General features: G+C 63.4%; 9 protein-coding genes and 2 pseudogenes. 10 read left to right on the top strand and 1 reads right to left on the bottom strand.

The genetic code is table 11. The features are described 5' to 3' along the window. Positions 1-46: 46 nt before the first annotated feature. The 10 genes and pseudogenes from ACYCFC_RS15060 (at position 47) to ACYCFC_RS15015 (ending at position 17121) form a co-directional block, all read left to right on the top strand. Positions 47-1276 (top strand): nucleoside recognition domain-containing protein, encoded by a 1230-nt coding sequence (locus tag ACYCFC_RS15060; protein ID WP_459652101.1) that lies wholly within the window; start codon positions 47-49, stop codon positions 1274-1276. 350 nt (positions 1277-1626) lie between these two features. Then, the gene (locus ACYCFC_RS15055; RefSeq protein WP_459652100.1) at positions 1627-2388 is read left to right on the top strand and encodes an efflux RND transporter periplasmic adaptor subunit; all 762 of its coding nucleotides are present in this window, start codon (positions 1627-1629) and stop codon (positions 2386-2388) included. Next, a pseudogene (locus ACYCFC_RS15050) lies at positions 2385-2616 on the top strand (HlyD family secretion protein); the annotation flags it as partial. The gene ACYCFC_RS15055 and the pseudogene ACYCFC_RS15050, both read left to right, overlap by 4 nt. An 83-nt stretch (positions 2617-2699) precedes the next feature. Then, positions 2700-3704, top strand: a pseudogene (locus ACYCFC_RS15045) (efflux RND transporter periplasmic adaptor subunit); the annotation flags it as partial. Further along, a complete protein-coding gene (locus ACYCFC_RS15040; protein ID WP_459652099.1) occupies positions 3701-5800 on the top strand; it encodes an efflux RND transporter periplasmic adaptor subunit in 2100 nt (699 codons plus the stop codon). The pseudogene ACYCFC_RS15045 and the gene ACYCFC_RS15040, both read left to right, overlap by 4 nt. 126 nt (positions 5801-5926) lie before the next feature. Continuing rightward, positions 5927-6433: a GNAT family N-acetyltransferase gene (locus tag ACYCFC_RS15035; RefSeq protein ID WP_459652098.1), complete on the top strand. Its 507-nt coding sequence runs from the start codon at positions 5927-5929 to the stop codon at positions 6431-6433. Beyond that, positions 6430-6765, top strand: a complete 336-nt coding sequence (locus tag ACYCFC_RS15030) for a DUF6916 family protein (protein ID WP_459652097.1) — start codon at positions 6430-6432, stop codon at positions 6763-6765. Before ACYCFC_RS15035 ends, ACYCFC_RS15030 begins: the two co-directional genes overlap by 4 nt. A 52-nt stretch (positions 6766-6817) precedes the next feature. Next, positions 6818-7423, top strand: a complete 606-nt coding sequence (locus tag ACYCFC_RS15025) for a phage tail protein (RefSeq protein ID WP_459652096.1) — start codon at positions 6818-6820, stop codon at positions 7421-7423. A 90-nt stretch (positions 7424-7513) separates the two neighbouring features. Next, the gene (locus ACYCFC_RS15020; RefSeq protein ID WP_459652095.1) at positions 7514-15595 is read left to right on the top strand and encodes a DUF4347 domain-containing protein; all 8082 of its coding nucleotides are present in this window, start codon (positions 7514-7516) and stop codon (positions 15593-15595) included. A gap of 50 nt (positions 15596-15645) precedes the next feature. Next, the gene (locus ACYCFC_RS15015) at positions 15646-17121 is read left to right on the top strand and encodes a TolC family protein (RefSeq protein ID WP_459652094.1); all 1476 of its coding nucleotides are present in this window, start codon (positions 15646-15648) and stop codon (positions 17119-17121) included. A gap of 109 nt (positions 17122-17230) precedes the next feature. On the opposite strand, the gene ACYCFC_RS15010 is transcribed toward ACYCFC_RS15015, so the two are convergent. Then, a complete protein-coding gene (locus ACYCFC_RS15010) occupies positions 17231-18820 on the bottom strand; it encodes a methyl-accepting chemotaxis protein (RefSeq protein WP_459652093.1) in 1590 nt (529 codons plus the stop codon). Positions 18821-19300: the final 480 nt, after the last annotated feature.

Here is a 19300-nt window from a genome sequence, read left to right as displayed (position 1 = left end):
TTGCGCGCCGTTATCATCGCGCGCAATCATCTGCGGGGAAAACCATATGCTCAATGGCCTCTGGCTAGGCTTCTTTCTGATCGCCCTGGTGGCGGCGCTGGTGCGCTGGCTGGTGGGTGGCGATCCGGCGGTATTCGCCGCGCTGGTGGAAAGCCTGTTCGCCATGGCCCGGCTGGCCGTGGAAGTGATGATCCTGTTGTTCGGCACCCTGACCCTGTGGCTGGGCTTTCTGCGCATAGCCGAGAAGGCCGGGCTGGTCGAATTGTTGGGTCGCGCCCTGGGTCCACTGTTCGCCCGGCTGATGCCCGAGGTGCCGCGCGGCCATCCGGCGCTGGGGTTGATCACCCTCAACTTCGCCGCCAACGGCCTGGGGCTGGACAACGCTGCCACGCCCATCGGCCTCAAGGCCATGCGCTCCCTGCAGGAACTCAATCCGTCGAGTACCACGGCGAGCAATGCGCAGATTCTGTTTCTGGTACTCAATGCTTCGTCGCTGACGCTGCTGCCGGTGTCGATCTTCATGTACCGCGTGCAGCAGGGCGCCGAAGACCCGACCCTGGTGTTCCTGCCGATCCTGCTCGCCACCAGCGCCTCGACTCTGGCCGGCTTGCTGTCGGTGGCGCTGATGCAGCGCCTGCGATTGTGGGACCCGGTGGTACTGGCCTACCTGATTCCCGGCGCGCTGTTGCTCGGCGCCTTCATGGCGCTGCTGGCCAGCCTGTCGTCGGTGGCACTGGCGCAGCTGTCGTCACTGCTTGGCAACCTGACCCTGTTCGGCCTGATCATCACCTTTCTGGTGGTCGGCGCGCTGCGCAAGGTGCCGGTATACGAAAGCTTCGTCGAGGGTGCCCAGGAAGGCTTCGATGTGGCCAAGAGCCTGCTGCCCTATCTGGTCGCCATGCTGGTGGCGGTCGGCGCCTTGCGCGCCTCGGGGGCGCTGGAGTTCGGCCTCGACGGCATCCGCTGGCTGGTCGAGGCGCTGGGCTGGGATACCCGCTTCGTCGAGGCACTGCCCACTGCGCTGGTCAAGCCATTCTCCGGCAGCGCGGCGCGGGCGATGCTGATCGAAACCATGCAGAATCACGGCGTCGACAGCTTCCCGGCACTGGTTGCGGCGACCGTGCAAGGCAGTACCGAAACCACCTTCTATGTACTGGCCGTGTATTTCGGCGCCGTTGGCATCCAGCGCGCCCGGCATGCGGTGGGTTGTGCGTTGCTGGCTGATTTCGCCGGGGTGATGGCGGCGATACTGGTTTGCTACTGGTTTTTCGGCTGATGCGTGCGATAAGGCCGCGAGCCAAAAACGATTTGACCCACGGCTCTTCCCGCGTTCGCTCCCAGGCTGAAGGTTGGCTCCGTCGAGAGCCAATTCGCGACTAATAGATGGCACATGGCCTACTTGTCGGGCATTCTTCGCGTTTCACTGAAGGCTCTGTCTGTTCGTTGACTCCGATGGAATGGACTGCGCATCAAATTGTGCCTCGCTTATCTTCTTGATCATCTGAAGTCGATGACTTGTGGGCGCAGTAATGCGGGCCAGCGAACAAAGAGTTCGACCAGCGGTAATCAGGGTTTGAAGAAGGTAGCCGATCCCTTGGCTGCGTGTACGAATTGTCAGGTGGCGGGATGAAACGGATTGCATGGATGGTGATGCTGGCACTGGCAAATGGCGCAGCCCAGGCCATGAACGAAATTGATCCATTGCTTGACGGAGCCAGCTCGCTTACCAGCGAAGTTCGTGGTGTGTTGCGTGCTCGCTCCCAGGCGGTATTGGCCAGTGAACTGCCTGGTCGGGTGGTGGAGGTGCCCTATGCCGAGGGCCAGGCTTTTAAAAAGGGCGAGGTGCTGGTGCGCTTCGATTGCAGCGCCTATCAGGCCCAGGCCAATGCTTCTGCCGCCGCTGTGCGTGCCGCTCGTGAAGAGCTGAACAATAAGCAGCAACTGGCGGCGTTGAACTCTGTAGGCCGCTTTGAAGTGGCGCTGGCCGAGGCGCGCCATGCGCAGGCCCAGGCGGAGTCCCAGGTTTACCAGGTGCAGGTCCAGCGCTGCCAGGTCAAGGCGCCGTTCGACGGCCAAGTGGTAAGCAAGCGGGTCCAGGCCCACGAGAGCGTTGCCAGCGGCGCCCCCTTGCTGGAGATCGTCGACAACCGTTCCCTGGATATCCATTTGCTGGTGCCGTCGCGCTGGGTGGGCCGGCTCAAGCCCGGCTCGACATTCAGTTTCATTCCCGATGAAACCGGCGTGCCTATTGATGCGGTCGTCAAGCGTCTCGGTGCGCGTATCGACGAAGGCAGCCAGACGCTGCTGCTGATCGGCAGCGTGCCGGCCAATACGCTTGGTCTGCTGGCCGGCATGAGCGGTACTGCGCGCTTCGCGGAGAGTCAATGAACGCTCCTGTCCCCGGCATCCTCGAACAGCTTCTGGCGCATTACCTGAAGCTGGAGCGTCAGGCGCGTGCGGCCGCATCGACGGAAGTACTGTCCTACAGCATGGTCAACGACGGCCAGCCGCTGTTCGGCTATCGCCATGCGGCGTTGCTGATCACCGGCAAGGTTCGTGCCCTGACCGGGGTCAGTGTGGTCGAACCGAACGCGCCGTTCGTGGTGTTTATCGAGCGTTTGGGCGCGCGCCTGGCCGCTGGCGAGCGCTTCGCCTTGGCCGGCGTGGTGCCGCCGGAAAGTGTCGATCAGGCCAGCCGCGACGATTGGCAGGCGCTATCTGCCCCCCATGCTTTCTGGTTGCCGCTCACGGACCGCCAGGGCCAGGTGTTCGGCGGCCTCTGGCTGGCCCGTGATTATCCCTGGAACGACGCCGAGCAAGTGCTGCTGGCACAGTTGGGCGATTGTTATAGCCATGCCTGGCGCGCCTTGCAGCCGGGCAAGCCGTGGCGCCTGCGCTGGCCGGCCCGTACTCGCTGGGCGCTGGCTGCAGCTTTTTTGCTGGTGCTGCTGGTGCCGGTGCGCCAGTCGGTGCTGGCACCCGCCGAGGTGGTGCCGCGCAATGGGCAGGTGGTTGCCGCACCGCTGGATGGCGTGATTGCCGAGTTCCTGGTCAAACCGAACCAGCCCGTGCAGACCGGGCAGGTGCTGGTGCGTTTTGACGCCACCAGCCTGAAAGCCCAGGCCGATGTTGCCGAGCGTACCCTCGGTGTCGCCGAGGCCGAGCTCAAGGCCAATAGCCAGCGGGCATTCTCCGATGCCGACTCCAGTGCCCGGCTTGATCTGTTGGCGGCTCGTGTCGAACAGAAACGGGCCGAGCGAGACTATGCCCGCGATCTGCTGGCACGCAGCGAAGTGCGTGCCGAACGCAATGGTATTGCGGTGTTCGCCGACGCCCAGCGCTGGACCGGCAAGCCGGTGCGCACCGGTGAGCGTCTGCTGGAAATTGCCGATCCGGCCCAGGCCGAACTGCGTATCGAATTGCCGGTGGCCGATGCCATCGGTCTGGAGCCGGGCGCCGCAGTCGCGCTGTTTCTCGACAGCGATCCGCTGAATCGGCACAACGCCACGCTGGAGCGCTCCGCCTACCAGGCCCAGAGCACATCAGCGGGACAGCTTGCCTACCGTCTTGATGCTGCATTCGCCAACACGCCGCCGCGCATCGGCCTGCGTGGTACGGCCAAGGTGTTCGGTGAGCGTGCGCCGCTGGCGCTGTACCTGCTGCGCCGACCACTGGCGGCCTTGCGTCAGGCAGTGGGGCTGTGATGCTGCCGGCACTGCGTCCGGACCTGCAGCTCTCGGTGGCCACGCCGGGGCTGGACGGCTCGCCGCAATGGACTCTGGCCGATCCGCTGCGCGGAAAGTATTTCAAGCTCGGCGCACCGGCCATGCGCCTGTTGCGCCACTGGCCGCTGGGCGATGCACTGCAGGTGCTCAAGACAGCCAATGCCGAACCTGGCCCGCCAGTCACGCCGCAGTCGCTGGAAGAATTGCTGAAATTTCTTCGCGGGCACGACCTGATCAGCGCCAGCGATGCCGAGCAGAGCGCCAGCTATGTGGTCAAGGCCGCCAGCCAGCGCCAGGGCATCTGGACCCAGATCCTGCACAAATACCTGTTCTTTCGTATTCCGCTATGGCGGCCTGATGCCTTTCTCAACCGTACCTGGCCCTGGCTGGAGCGCTTCGGTCCGAGCCTGCTGCGCATAGGCCTGCCACTGGTGCTGCTGTTCGGCGCCTTTCTGGTGATGCGTGATTGGGAGCGCTTCCTCGCCACCTTCCCGCATCTGCTCAGCCTCGGCGGCATGGCGGCTTTCGCCATCGCCCTGGGTTTCGCCAAGCTCTGCCATGAGTTCGGTCACGCCTACATGGCCAAGCGTGCCGGCTGCCGGGTGCCGAGCATGGGCGTGGCGTTCATGGTGTTGTTGCCGATGCTCTATACCGATGTCAGCGATGCCTGGCGTGTGCAGGATCGGCGCACGCGCCTGCTCATCGGTGCCGGCGGCATGCTGGCGGAACTGCTGCTGGCTTGTATCGCCTTGCTCGCCTGGTCGCTGCTGCCGGACGGGGCAGGGCGTACTGCGGCGTTCATGCTGGCCAGCGCCACCTGGATCACTACTCTGGTGATCAACATCAACCCACTGATGCGCTTCGACGGCTACTTCCTGCTCAGCGACCTGTGGGGCGTCGATAACCTGCAGGGGCGCGGTTATGCCTTATGCCGCTGGCATCTGCGTGAAACCCTGTTCGGCTATGGCGAGGCACCGCCCGAACGCTGGTCGCCCGCTTTACGGCGGCGACTGCTGTGCTGGGGCTACGCGTCGTGGGTCTGGCGCGCGGTGCTGTTCCTGGGTATCGCCCTGGCGGTCTACCACCTGTTCTTCAAGGTGCTCGGCATCTTTCTGATGGTGGTCGAGCTGGCCTGGTTCATCGGCCTGCCGATCTGGCGCGAGTGGCAGTACTGGTGGCAGCACCGAGACAAGGCTCATCCTCGCAAAGTGCTGGTGCTGGGTGTCGTCTTGGGGAGCCTATTGGCTGTTCTGCTGGCGCCCTGGCGCAGCGGCGTGGAAGTGCCGGCGATGCTGGAGGCTTCGCGGGTCAGTGCGTTGCATGCCCCAGTCCCGGCACGAATTCGCGAAGTGCTGGTAAAGGACGGGCAGCAGGTAGCCGAGAATCAGGTAATGGTAGAGCTGGAATCCCCGGATCTGGAATCACGCCTGACTATCACGCGTCGCGAGATTGAAATCGTCCAATTGCAGTTGCGTCGGCAGTCCGGTCGCAGTGAAACCGCTGCCGACAGCGGCATCCTCGAACAGCGTCTGGCCGAGGCCGTGGCCGAGTATCGCGGCCTGGTAGCGCAGCGTGAACGCCTGAGCCTGCGCGCGCCACATGCCGGCCAAGTGCGTGATCTACTGGAAAACCTCACACCCGCTCGCTGGGTTGCAGCCGATGTGCCGCTGGCCCAGGTCGCCGAAGGCGGGTTGCGCCTGCGCGGCTACGTTGCGGAAGCCGATCTGTGGCGAGTGGCGCCGGGCTCCACCGGGCACTTCGTGGCGGACGATGTGTTGCGCGATTCGCTGGCAGTCGGGCTTCAGGATGTGGATGCCAATGGCGTCTCCTTTATCGATCAGGAAGCCTTGGTTTCCGATCATCAAGGGACCATCGCGGTAAGACGCGATGAGGAAAAAAGGGCTCAGCCGTTGCAAGCCCAATATGGTGCGCGTTTCACGCTCGGAGAGGGCGCGCCGGAGCAGGTTTCACACCCACTGCGCGGTGTGGTGGTGTTGGACGGAAAGGCAGAGTCATTGCTGGCGGCGGCATGGCGAAGGGTGGCAGCAATTGGTGTTCGAGAGAGCGGATTTTAATAGTGGTTTTTTCAACGTTGAGATAATCTGCTATCACTTTGATTGCACTTAAAGACAGCTTCAGGCTGCCTTGAAGTTGACGCCAAAAACAACAACAAACAACCGCTCAGGCAGGTGATTGCATAGATGTCGAAGCCCGTCGTGACGCTCCGTGCACTTGTGACCTCAGATGCAAGCGATATGGCCTTTATCGAGCGCCTGTATGCCGGTTCGCGTGCATTCGAAATGTCCCATAGCGGCTGGCCCGCCGAACAGATCGCAACTTTTCTCAGCCAGCAGTTCCACGCCCAGCACAGCTATTACCAAGCCCATTACCACGATGCCGATTTCTGGATCATCAAGCATGAAGGGCGGCCCATCGGGCGCATCTACATGTTCTGGGGGCCGACCACGATGAACCTGGTCGACATCATCCTGCTGCCCGAGTACCAGGGCCGTGGCATCGGCTCTGCGTTGATCGCGGAGCAACTGCAGCGTGCCGATGAGTTGGGGTTGATCGTGAACCTGTATGTCGAGACCTATAACCCCGCGCAGCGTCTTTACGGGCGCATGGGCTTCGTCGTTTGCGGAAACAACGGCGTGTACCTGCAAATGCGCCGCCAACCGCAGGCACTCTCCAGGAAGATTTCATGAGCGACCCGACCGTTCCCCCCATCCCCACTCGCGAGGAGCTGCAAGGCGCCGATCCCGAGGGCTTCGTGCTGCAGATCACGCCCGAGCAGGGCTTGAAGGTCAGCCTGCTGCAAGTCCGCGAGGGGCTGCCGATGACGCCGGACTACGACTGTTACTCGCTGCTGATCGCGCTGCCCGCCGGGGTCCAGCTGCCACAGGCGGTGTTCAACCTTTTCGGTCCGGGGCGCGAGCTGCCCTGGATGCTGTTGATGTCGCCCGTCAAGCCCGAGCCCGATGGCCGGCATGTGCTTGAAGCGGTGATTCACAGCAACCGTGTATGCACCAGCAACTGACGGTTCCGTTCCCAGGGTTTCACCAACGCATGTCAACGTAAGGAAGTGTCTGATGTCTGATCAATATCTCGGTGAAATCAGGATAGTGGGCTTCAACTTCGCCCCCTACGGCTGGGCGCAGTGCATGGGGCAGGTCATGTCCATTACCCAGAACTCTGCCCTCTACTCGCTGCTCGGCACCATTTATGGCGGTAACGGCCTGTCGACCTTCGCGCTGCCGGACCTCCAGGGCCGTGTTCCGGTCGGTTACGGCAACAGCGCAACCGGCGCGCCGCCCTACGTCCAGGGGCAGGTCGGTGGGGTCTCGCAGATCACCCAACTGACTTCAAACATGCCGATACACACCCACGCCATTACCTCCAACCTGACGGTGCAGGTAGACCCGACCACGGTGCTGAATGTCGAAGCCAACCTCACCGAACCGGTCGCGGGTAGCTTCCTGGCTTTGCCGGTGGACAGCAGCGGCAACGCCGTCAGCCTGTTCCACGCTCCGGACGCCAGCAAGGCGCAGATCAAGCTGGCGTCGAACAACCCGACCCTGAGCGGCAACATCACCGCTGCTGTCAATGGCCAGAGCCTACCGATGTCGGTGATCAACCCGTACTTGGCCGTCAACTACATCATCGCCATGCAGGGGCAGTACCCGACCCGCGGCTGATCGCTACAACCGGCGCTACCCCAGGGCACCGCCACTTTTTCCAGTGCATCGCCGCAGCAGGCGGTGCCAGGGCACACCAGGAGGTGCAGTATGAAATTCATCGAGCGATTCTCGCGCAAGTCCAGCCAGCAACCGCAGCCGGTCAATGCCGTCCAGGCACCGCTGTTGATGGCCCTGGAGCCGCGGATCATGTTCGATGCGTCAGTGGGTGTGGTTGCCCAGGATGCAGAGACGAATGCCGATCCAGCCAAGGACATGACTTCCGCTGACAAGAGCGTGCCCCCGGCGGCAGCGACGGCCAGCGGTGGCCAACAGGGCAGCCAGCGCCAGGAAGTAGTGTTTGTCGACGGACAAGTGACCAATGTTGGTGAACTGCTGCAGGGCCTTTCGGGCAATGCTGAGGTGGTCATTCTCGATCCGGACAAAGACGGTCTGCAGCAAATGGCCGACTATCTCCGGGGGCGCGAGAGCCTCGACGCCATCCACCTGCTGTCCCACGGCGCCGACGGCACCGTGCAGATGGGCAATGTGTGGCTGGCCAGCAGCAACCTCGCCGAGCATCGCGAGGCGTTGGAAAGCATCGGCGCCGCGCTGAAGGCCGACGGCGATTTGATGCTCTACGGCTGCAATGTCGGCGAAACCGCCAAGGGCCAGTCCTTCCTCGACGAGCTGGCGGTGATCACGGGGGCCGATGTGGCGGCGTCCTCGGATGACACCGGCGGCACGGCGCTGGGCGGCAACTGGACGCTGGAACGCACCAGCGGTGCCATCGAAACCACCGCAGTGGGAGCGCAACTCGCAGGTTACGACGGGCTGCTGGCCGGCAGCTTCAGCGGCGGCCTGAACAACACTGCCCCGGTCCTGGCGACCGGGAACCTGCCGAAGATGGTCATCGGCGACTTCAATAATGACGGTCGCGACGACATTCTCTATCAGGTCGGCGTTGCCGGTTCGGCGTGGCGCTTTGCTGCGGGCAACGCCAACGGCACGTTCACCGATGTGACCCAGGCAGCATCGCCATTCTCCGGCGTCACGCTTATTGATGCCCCCACCAGCGGCACTAACTACTACGCTGCTGACTTCGATGGTGACGGCGATACCGACCTGCTGGGCGTCACCAGTACCCTTGGGCCGGCCTATCTCTATCGCAACACCAACGGCGTCTTCACCCGCGAAAACACCAGCGGCTTCAATGGCACCCAATATGGCGTGCGCCTGGTGGTGGGCGACTTCAACGGCGACGGCGCCGCCGACATTCTCTACCAGCCGGGCAGCGTGGACGCTGACAACAGCTGGCGCTATGCGTTGAACAATGGTAATGGCACCTTCACCGACATGGCCCAGTCGACGTCGCCGTTTGCCGGGCTAACACTGGCGGCGTACAGCCAGTTCAACTACCGGGTTATCGACTTCGACGGAGACGGCGACCTCGACATTCTCTACACCCTCAACAACACGACAGGCGCGCTGTACATTAACACCAATGGTGTTTTCACCCAGGGTTCCACTGCTGGCTTCCCGGCACCTGCTTATGGTCCTCGGTCCCTCTGGGGCGACTTCGACGGTGACGGCGACGTCGATGTGTTCTGGCAGGTTGGCACCAACGGCAGCGACTGGAACTATGGCACTAATAATGGGGACGGCTCCTTCACCATTGTGGCTCGAGCCGCGTCGCCCTTCGCCGGGCTGACCATGGTCGATTTCGGGTTCACCAACTTCCGCATCGGTGATTTTGACGGGGATGGAGATACCGACGTAGTAGGCAGTGCGGCGGGCGTCGCAGCCAGCGTTTTCTACCAGAGCGGCAGCCTCCCCAAGCTGGTCAGCGCGACGCCTGCCGACAACTCGCAGAGTGTTTCTCCGGCGGCCAACATCACCCTGACCTTCGACCAGTCAGTGAGCAAGGGCGCGGGCAACATCTATATCGTGCGCACCAGCGACAACGCGATCATCCAGACCATCGCCGTAGGCAGCGGCGCGGTCACCGGCTCCGGCACCACCTGGACCATCGACCCGCCGGCCGACATGGTGGCGGGCGAGGCTTATGCCGTGCGTATCGACAACAAGGCGTTCGCCAACGCCAACGGGCAGGTCTACAAGGGCATCCAGGACAACACCACGCTGAATTTCACCACGTCCACGGTGGCGGCACCGGTAATTGGCAACCTCAACGGCGATGCCGCCACCTATGTCGAAGACAGCGCCTATGTACTGCTCGACGTCAACAGCAACGCAACGGTCAGCGACGCCGACTCGTCCAGTTTCAACGGCGGCAAGCTGACGGTGCAGGTCACCGGCGGCGGCACCGCTGCCGAAGACGTGCTATTCATCCGCAACCAGGGCAACGGCGCCAACGAGATCCAGGTCGACGGCACCTCGATCAAATACAACGGCCTGGAGATCGGGACCTTCACCGGCGGCAACAGCGGCACCGCGCTGGTCATCACCCTGACCAGCGAGGCCACCGCGACCACCACCGCGGCTCTGTTGCACAACCTGGCCTACCGCAACTCCAACACCGTCGACCCGAGCACTACCTCGCGCAGCGTGTCGATCAGCATGGACGACGGCGCTGGCGGCAACAGCGCGGTGTCCGTGGTCACGGTTGCCGTCCAGCCGGTCAACGATGCACCGGTGGTAAACGCCACCGGTACCAACCCGACCTACACCGAGAACGGCTCAGCGGTGCAGTTGTTCAGCGGTGCGACCATCAACACCGTCGAGTCCGGACAGAAGGTGATCCAGATGACCTTCACCGTCACCAATGTGGCCAACGGCGCGGTCGAGAGGCTGGTGATCGACGGCACCGATGTGACCCTGGTCAACGGCACCAACGTTACGACCACGAACAACGGTGCGGTGGTCACGGTCTCGGTGAGCAGCGGCACCGCCACTATCACCGTGAACAGCAATAACGGTATGGACACGGCGACGGCACAGACCATTCTCAACGCCATGGCCTACCGCAACGACAGCGAAAGCCCGAACACGGCCAGCCGCGTGGTGACCCTGAGCACCGTGCGCGACAGTGGCGGTACCGATAACGGTGGTATCAACACCACCGCCGTGGGCATTTCCAGCAGCGTGACCGTGGTCGGCATCAACGATGCGCCGGTCCTTGCCGGCGGTCCGTACAACTTCGCGACCATCAACGAAGACACCACCGCCACCGGCGTGCTGGTTTCGACCATGCTGTCCAACTACACCATGAACGATCCCGATGTCGGCGCCCTGCGCGGTATCGCGGTGATCGGCAAGACCGGCAACGGGACTTGGCAGTACTCTACCGACAACAGCACCTGGACCGACTTTGGCGCAGTTTCGGGTACCAGCGGGCTGTTGCTGAACTCCACCGCCTATGTTCGTTACGTCCCGGACGGCGCCAACGGCGAAACGGCCACCCTCACCATCCGTGGCTGGGACCAGACCACCGGAACTGCTTCCGCCAACGGCATCCGCAGCTTAGCCGATACCACCAGCAATGGTGGCACCACGGCATTCTCCAGCGCTACCGGGACGGCCAACCAGGTGGTCAGTTCGGTCAACGATGCGCCGGTGATGATCGGTGTAGTGCCGGCCCTGACCGGGCTCACCGACAGCTCGACCGGCAACGCCGGCGCGCTGGTCAGCACCTTGCTCGGCGGTGTCAGCGACGTCGACACCGGCGCGGCCAAGGGCATGGCGATCACTGGCCTGACCGCCACCTATGGCAAATGGCAGTTCAGCACCGACGCCGGCAGCAGCTGGAACGATGTGGGTGTCGTCTCCACCAGTTCGGCGCTGATCCTCACCGCGCAGAACCTGGTGCGCTTCGTCCCGGACGGCATCCACGGCGAAACCGCGACCATTACCTACAAGGCCTGGGACCAGACCAACGGCACCGCCGGTTTCCAGGGCGACAAGGTCAACACCACCACGTCCGGCGGTGCCTCGGCCTATTCCACCGCCACCGACACGGCCAGCGTGGTGGTCACTGCGGTCAACGACGCCCCGGTGGTGACCGTGACCGGCAGCGTGGCGGTCTGGACCGAAGCCAACAACACCCCTTCCAGTCGGATCGTCGTGGATTCGGCCCTGACTGTGTCCGACCCGGACGGCCCGAACCCGAATCGTGCCACCGCGCGCCTGCTCACCTACGACAGCTCCCAGGACACCCTGGCCTTCGTCAACGATGGCGTGTCCATGGGCAATATCGTCGGCAGCTGGAATGCCGGCACCGGCATCCTGACCCTGACGTCCGCCGGCAATCTGGCGACCACCGCGCAGTTCCAGGCCGCGCTGCGGGCAGTGACCTACGGCAACTCCACGGACAGCCCGAACACCACGACCCGTACCGTGCAGTTCATCGTGACCGATGGCAGCGATATCTCGTCCAGCGCCGTGACCCGTGACATCACCATCGTCGCGGTCAACGATTCGCCAACCATCAGCGCCCCGACCTCGCAATCGATCACCGAGGACATCCCGACGGCGCTGAGCTCGATCACCTTCAGCGATGTGGACTCGACCCTGGGCATCGTGACCTTCTCGGTCGGCACCGGCACCCTCAGCGCCAGCGGTGCGGGTGGCGTGACCGTGGGCGGCAGTGCGACGGCGCTGACCCTGAGCGGCACCCTGGCCAACATCAACACGTTCATCGCCAACAACCGCTTGGTCTACATCCCGGCGGCCAACGCCAGTGGCGACGTGACCCTGACCATCAACGTCAACACCACGAGTGTCTCCGACGCCACCACCACCATGACCCTGCAGGTCACGGCGGTGAACGATGCGCCGGTGGTCGCGGTGCCGCCGTCCATCACCGTGACCGAAGACGTGTCCAGCGTGATCACCGGCATCAGCTTCAACGACATCGATGCCGGCATCAACGCCGTCACTGCGACCTTCTCGGTACCGAGCGGCACCCTGAGCGCCACCACCGGCCTGGGCGTCACCGTCGGTGGCTCCGGTACCGGCCTGCTGACCCTGACCGGCAGCCTGGCTGATATCAACTTCTTCATCGCCGCCAACGGCCTGACCTTCAAGACCGCCCAGGACGCCACCGCCAGCGTGATCCTCACGGTCAACATCAACGACGGCGGCTTCAGCGGCAGCGGCGGCGAGCAGACCGACACCAAGACCGTGGCCCTCAACGTCACCGCGGTCAACGATGCGCCGGTCAATAATGTGCCGGGCGCGCAGACCGCCTCGCAGAACGTCGCCCTCGGCTTCAACACCGCCAACGGCAACAGCATCTCGATCAGCGACGTGGACTCCGGCAACGGCCTGATGAGTGTGACCCTGACCGCCGTCAACGGCACGCTCAGCCTGGGCAGCCTCACCGGCATCAACATGGCCAACGGCACTGGCCAGAACAGCATCACCATGACCATCGAGGGCAACCGCACCAACATCAATGCCGCGTTGCAGACCCTGACCTTCAAGGGGGCGAACAACTACCTTGGCGCGGCCAGCGTGACCATCGAGACCAACGACAACGGCAACTCCGGTACCGGCGGTGCCAAGACCGATGTCGATACCATCTCGATCAACGTCATCCCGGTGAACCCGAAGGTCACCAACGTCTCGGCCCAGGGCCTGGACCGCACCGTGAAGGTCGGCGACGAAGTGCTGATCAGCATGACCTGGGACCAGGTGGTCAACGTCGACCTCAGCAGTGGCAGCCCGACCTTGCTGCTGGAGACCGGCCTGATCGATCGCAACGCGGTGTATGTCAGCGGCACCGGCAGCAATACCCTGGTGTTCAAGTACACCGTGCAGGCCGGCGATACCAGCACCGACCTGGACTTCCAGAGCACCGCGGCGCTGCAGATGAACGGCGCAGTGATCACCAACAACACCAGCGATCTGGCGGTGCTGACCCTGCCGACCGTGGGCGGTGCCGACTCCCTCGGCGGGCGCAGCAATATCGTGGTCGATGGCGTGGTACCGGTGGTGGGCAGCGTCAGCGCACCGAGCAATGGCACCTATATCACCGGACAGAACCTCGATTTCACCGTCAACCTCAGTGAAGCGGTGACGGTCGATACCAGCACTGGCGTGCCGCGTATCGCCGTCACCCTGGACACTGGCGGCACCGTGTATGCGGAGTACGTGTCGGGCTCCGGCGGTAGCGCCCTGGTGTTCCGCATGACTGTCCTCAGCGGTCAGCTCGACAGCACCGGCGTCAGTCTGGGCAATGTCATCGACCTGCATGGCGGGGCAATTACCGACCTGGCCGGCAACACCACCGAGGTTGCCCTGAACAACGTGGCCGCCCTTGGCTCGCTCAATGTCGATGGCGTCGACCCGACCGTGGTCAGTGTGGTGCCGCCGGTAGACGGCAGCTACAAGGCCGGTTCGGTGCTGACCTTCACCGTCAATGCCAGCGAAGTTGTCACTGTTGCCGGTACGCCGCGCCTGGCGCTCGACATCGGTGGCGTGACCCTCTATGCCAACTATGTTTCCGGCAGCGGCACCTCGGCGCTGGTGTTCCAATACACCATCCAGGCCGGCAACAACGCCAGCGCCGGCATCGGCCTGCCGGGCAGTATCGACCTGAACGGCTCAACCCTGCGCGACGCCGCCGGCAACGATATGAATCTGCAACTGAACGCGCCCGGTACTGCCGGCGGTGTGGTCGTCGATACCTCCGCGCCGATCCCCGGCAATATCGTGCGGGTGGATGCCTCCCCGACCAACAGCGGCTCGGCCAGCTTCACCGTGACCTTCAGCGAGGACGTGAGCGGGGTCGATATCAGCGATTTCACCCTGTCCCTCGGCGGTTCGGCTGGCGGCAGCATCGCCAGCGTTACCCGCGTCGATGGCCGCACCTACACCGTGCTGGTCGACAACCTGGCTGGCACCGGCACCGTGCAGCTCAACCTCAACGCCAGCGGTACCGGCATTGCCGATGCCGCCGGCAACGCCCTCAATGGTGGCCTGGCGGGCGCGAGCTACAGCATCGACCGCGTCGCGCCGAGTGTGACCAGCGTGACGGTGCCGGCCAGCGGGATTTACACCGCCGGGCAGACCCTGGACTTCACCGTCAACACCGACGAGGCGGTGCGGGTGGACAGCAGCGGCGGCACCCCACGCCTGGCCATTACCCTGGACAACGGCCAGATGGTCTACGCCGATTACCTGTCCGGCTCCGACAGCACGGCGCTGACCTTCCGCCTTACCGTCACCAGCGGCATGGCCGGCAACAGCACCTTCGCGGTTGTTCCGAGCATCGACGCCAACGGCGGCACCCTGCGTGATGCCATGGGCAACGACGCCAATATCGTTCTGAATAACGTCGGCAATACCAGCGGCATCCTCGTCGATGCCCGTGCTCCGAGTCCGAGCAGCATCGTGGTTGACGGGCCGCTATTGCCGACCGACCGTAGCCTGAGTTTCATACTGACCTTCGACGAGGCAGTCAGTGGTGTGGATGCCGGCGACTTCAGTGTGCTCGGTACTTCCACTGCCAGTGGCGTGGTGCAGTCGGTGCAGCAGATCAACGGGCAGACTTACCGTATCGTCGTCGGCGATCTGCGCGGGCAGGGTGCGCTGTCCCTGAGCCTGAATGCACCGGGCAGCGGTATCCAGGACGGCGTCGGCAACTTGCTGGTGCAGTCCCTGACCAGCCTGGGCCAAAGCGTGCAGACCCAGGATGTCGGGGATCTGGAATACCGGGTCAGCCCGCCCGACATTCCCGGCGTGTCCCAGGCGCCGGTTGCGCAACCGCAGGTGCCGGGCATCGTCATCAACGAAAGCATTTCGCCTCTGGCTCCCGGCTCGCTCTTCGAGGTGCGCAGCGTGGGTGGCGGCCTGCAACCGCTGGGCACCATCTTCCTCGGAGCCGCCGGTAGCGCGCCGAGCTTCATCGCCCAGGTTTTCGGCAGCAGCGACAGCGGTATCGGTGGCAGCCAGGGCGGCTTCCTCGGCTTTGGCGGTGGCGAGGGTGGCGTGTTCGGCAGCAGTACCTTCGCCAACATCTTCGGTCGCGATGTGCCAGGTGTCAGCGAAATGAACGTGTTCAACGGTAGCCAATGGCGCCAGAGCGATCTCAACCAGGGACTGCGTGGAGTGTTCGGTGCACCGACCCTCGGGCAGCAACTGCATCACATCAACGAAGCCGACCAGCGCCAGGTGCGCGAGTTGGCCATGGCCCTGTCTCAACCGGCACAGATCGGGCGGCAGGCATGAAATACAGCACACCACTTAAAGATCGAGCCGTACCAGGGGGCGGCCCAAGGATGAAAAGAAACCAGAAACTGTTCGGTGCCAGCTTGCTGGCGCTGGCTATAAGCGGTTGCGCCGTCACCAGCCAGCCAATCGACCTCGGCATCAGCGAAGAGCGTGCACGTACGGACCTGGCCATTATTTTCAAGGACCAGGAGCCGATCAACGGCCCGCTGACCTTGCACGAGGCCATGGCTCGCGCGGTGAAGTACAACCTCGAAGCACGTTTGAAGGTCATGGAGGAAGCCTTGGCCAAGCGTCAGGTTGACCTGGCGCGCTTCGACATGCTGCCGCGCATGGCGATGGAGGCCGGCTACGTTGGGCGAAGCAACACCAGCGCCTCCAGCAGCGAGAGCGTGCGGACCGGTACACAGTCACTGGAGCCGTCCACCTCTCAGGACCGTGACCGTGAAGTTGCCGATCTGACCATGGTTTGGAACGTGCTGGATTTCGGCGTCAGCTACGTCAGCGCCAAGCAGCAGGCTGATCAGCGCCTGATCCTTCAGGAGCGCAAGCGCAAGGTCATCCACACCATCACCCAGGACGTGCGTTCGGCTTACTGGCGAGCTGTGGCGGCACAGCGTTTGCTGACCCAGATCGATGCACTCATGGGGCGTATCCATCAGGCCCGCGACAACAGTCAGCAGATGGCCGCACAGCGTGTCGGTGACGCTGTGCAAACGCTGAGTTATCAGCGCGCGCTGATCGAGGCGACGCGCCAGCTGGAAGAACAGCGCCGTGCACTGTCTTTGGCCAAGACCGAGTTGGCCGCGTTGATCAACCTACCGCTGAGTACCGATTTCACCCTGGCCGCAGAAGTTGGTTATGCGATCCCGCAGTTCAAGAGCGACTTCGCCCAACTGGAGCAGCAGGCACTGGCCAGCCGCCCTGAGCTGCGTGAGCAGGATTACCAGGCCCGCATCAGTGCGGCGGAAACACGCAAAGCCATGCTGCGCATGCTGCCAGGCCTGGAGTTCTCCGCTGGAGGTCATTACGACAGTAATTCCTTCCTGACCAACCAGAGCTGGGCCGACTATGGCGTGAAGATCACCTGGAACCTGTTCAACGTGCTTTCCGCACCAGCGGCGATCAAGGTTGCCGAGGCTGGTGAAGAAGTCGCCGCGGCACGTCGCCAAGCCATGTCCATGGCGGTGCTGGCGCAGTTGTACGTGGCCAATGCCAACTACAACGAAGCCGTGCGGCAGTTCCATACCAGCGAAGAGCTGTCCAGGCTCGATGGACAGATTGCCGAGCAACTGCGCAACCGCTTCCAGACGCAGAACATCGGTGAGCTGGAGTTGATCCAAGGTGAACTGAACAACCTGCAGACCCAGCTCAAGCGTGACCTGTCCTACGCCGAACTGCGCAACGCTTATGCGCAGCTGTACGTCAGTGCGGGTACCGACCTGCTGCCTGACAGCCTGCCGGACGGCAATCTGCAAACCATCGCCAGCGCCCTGCAAGCGAGTGAGATGAACTGGGGGCGTTGAACTGGGTGGTGGATGGAGCAAGGCCGTAAAGGAGCTGGTCCTGCCTTTACGGTCTGTCGAAGCAGGTTATGAGGGGGCTGCGCCGTTCGATACCTGAGTGGAGCCCCGCTCAGGCGCGCCGACGCCCCCAGAACTGCAGGGCGAGCCCTTGCATGCGCTCGGCCAGTCTGGCCACGTCGGCGGCGCATTCCTGGCTCTGCAAACCCGTCATGACCTGAGTGTCCGTGCCCTGGCGAATGCTGGCAACGCGCTGATTGATCGCTTCGCTGGCCGTGCTTTGCTGCTGTACGGCAGCGACGATGCGTGCGCCCATGGCGCTGATCTCACCCACCCTGGCATTGATGCCCTGCAGCGCCTGATCCGCTTCGCCGGCATGGGCGACGCTGTGTTCGGCCTGCTCGCGGCTGTGCTGCATGACGTCCACCGCATGTCGCGAGCCCGCCTGCAGGGTGGCGATCATGGTCTGGATCTCGGCGGTTGCCGACGTGGTGCGTGAGGCCAGTCCACGTACTTCGTCGGCGACCACAGCGAAGCCCCTGCCCTGTTCGCCGGCGCGTGCCGCCTCGATGGCCGCGTTGAGTGCAAGCAGGTTGGTTTGTTCGGCGATGCCGCGAATCACGTCAAGCATGCGGCTGATATCCAGACTGCGGGTTTCCACTTCCTGAATGGCCTCGGCAGCATGCTGGATATCATTGGCCAGACGGGTGATGCTGCTGCCGGTGCGGCTTACCACCTGGCGACCGGCATCCGACTCGTCGTGTGCCCGCGCCGTGACTTCGGCGGTGAGCTGCGTGCTGTTGGCGACTTCCTGCATACTGGCGACCATTTGCGCGATGGCGGTAGCCACCTGATCGGTATCCTGTTGCTGGCGTGTGGCGCTCTGGCTGCTGCTCTGCATGGCGGTCAGCAAGGTGCGGGCATTGTCACTCAGTTGATGGCTGGCATCGGTGATGCGCCCGACCATGGCGCCGGATTCGGTTTCCATCAGTTTCATGGCGAAGGCGATTTCGCCAATCTCGTCCTTGCGCCCGGTGTACACCCATTGGCTGTACGGGTTGCTGGCGATCTGTCGGGCCTGAGCCGCCAGCCGCCGCAGCGGCGTCAGGGCATACGCCACCAGGGCGGCGGCCAGCAGCGCACCGGCGGCGGCGCTGAGGATAGCGGGCAGAGCCGCGAGATCACCAAGCAGCGCGCCAATACCAATGCCGCCCGCCGCACCCAGGCTTGCAAGCAGGCTGGCCTTGGCACAGAAATCAGGCATCCAGCGGCGGCGCAAGGCGCGTGGTCGACGCTTGTTTTGCAGATCGCCGTAGAGCGCTTCGGCGGCGCGGATCTGCTCGGGTTGCGGCTTGACCCGCACGGACTGGTATTCGACCACCTGGCCGTCGCGGCTGATGGGTGTGACGAAAGCGCTGACCCAATAATGATCGCCGTTCTTGCAGCGATTCTTGACCACGCCCATCCAGGAATGCCCCGCGCGGACGCTCTGCCACAGATCCTTGAAGGCCTCTGCCGGCATGTCCGGATGCCGTACCAGATTGTGCGGCTGGCCGAGCAGCTCCGCCTCATTGAAGCCGCATATATCGATGAAGTCCGGGTTGGCGTAGGTGATGTGACCGTTGAGGTTGGTGGTCGAAAGAATATTGGCATTATCACCGACGGTGATTTCGCGTCCGCTGAGCGGCAGGTTTACTCGCATATTGGCGCTACCTTCCATGGTTGGAGGAGGACGAATGCAAGGCGATTCTTACGCGACGCGCAGGCCCGCCATGGGCTGCGTGTTCTTTTATCTTTTTATCTTTCGATGTTGCGTTGAAGCGTGTGCGCTCTGGTTTCGGGTATCGGGGACTTCGATGGTCTTCATCCGCATGCACATCATCGTCTTTTGCAGCTTCAGGTTAAAGGGGGCTCGTGACAATTTTATGGATATCAGCGTGGGTGCAGGGTCGATGCGCCAGTATTCTGGCGACGCTGAGCTGTCCGCGAGCTGTGATGGTTCACGGGGCCGCGTTTATGAGGGGAACGGCAGTACGGCTGGCGGGTCATACCGCTCAGGCGGGATGAGACTGATGTGCGGCTGGAGCCCCTCGATCGGTACGATCAGGACTTGATTGTGCTGGTCGTAAAATGTCGATGGCCTGCTAGACTCCGAACTTCTCGCGAAGGCTCACGAGGCCGG

The sequence above is a fragment of the Stutzerimonas sp. NM35 genome (genome assembly GCF_054604355.1).
This window is presented reverse-complemented; position numbering and strand designations above follow the sequence as displayed.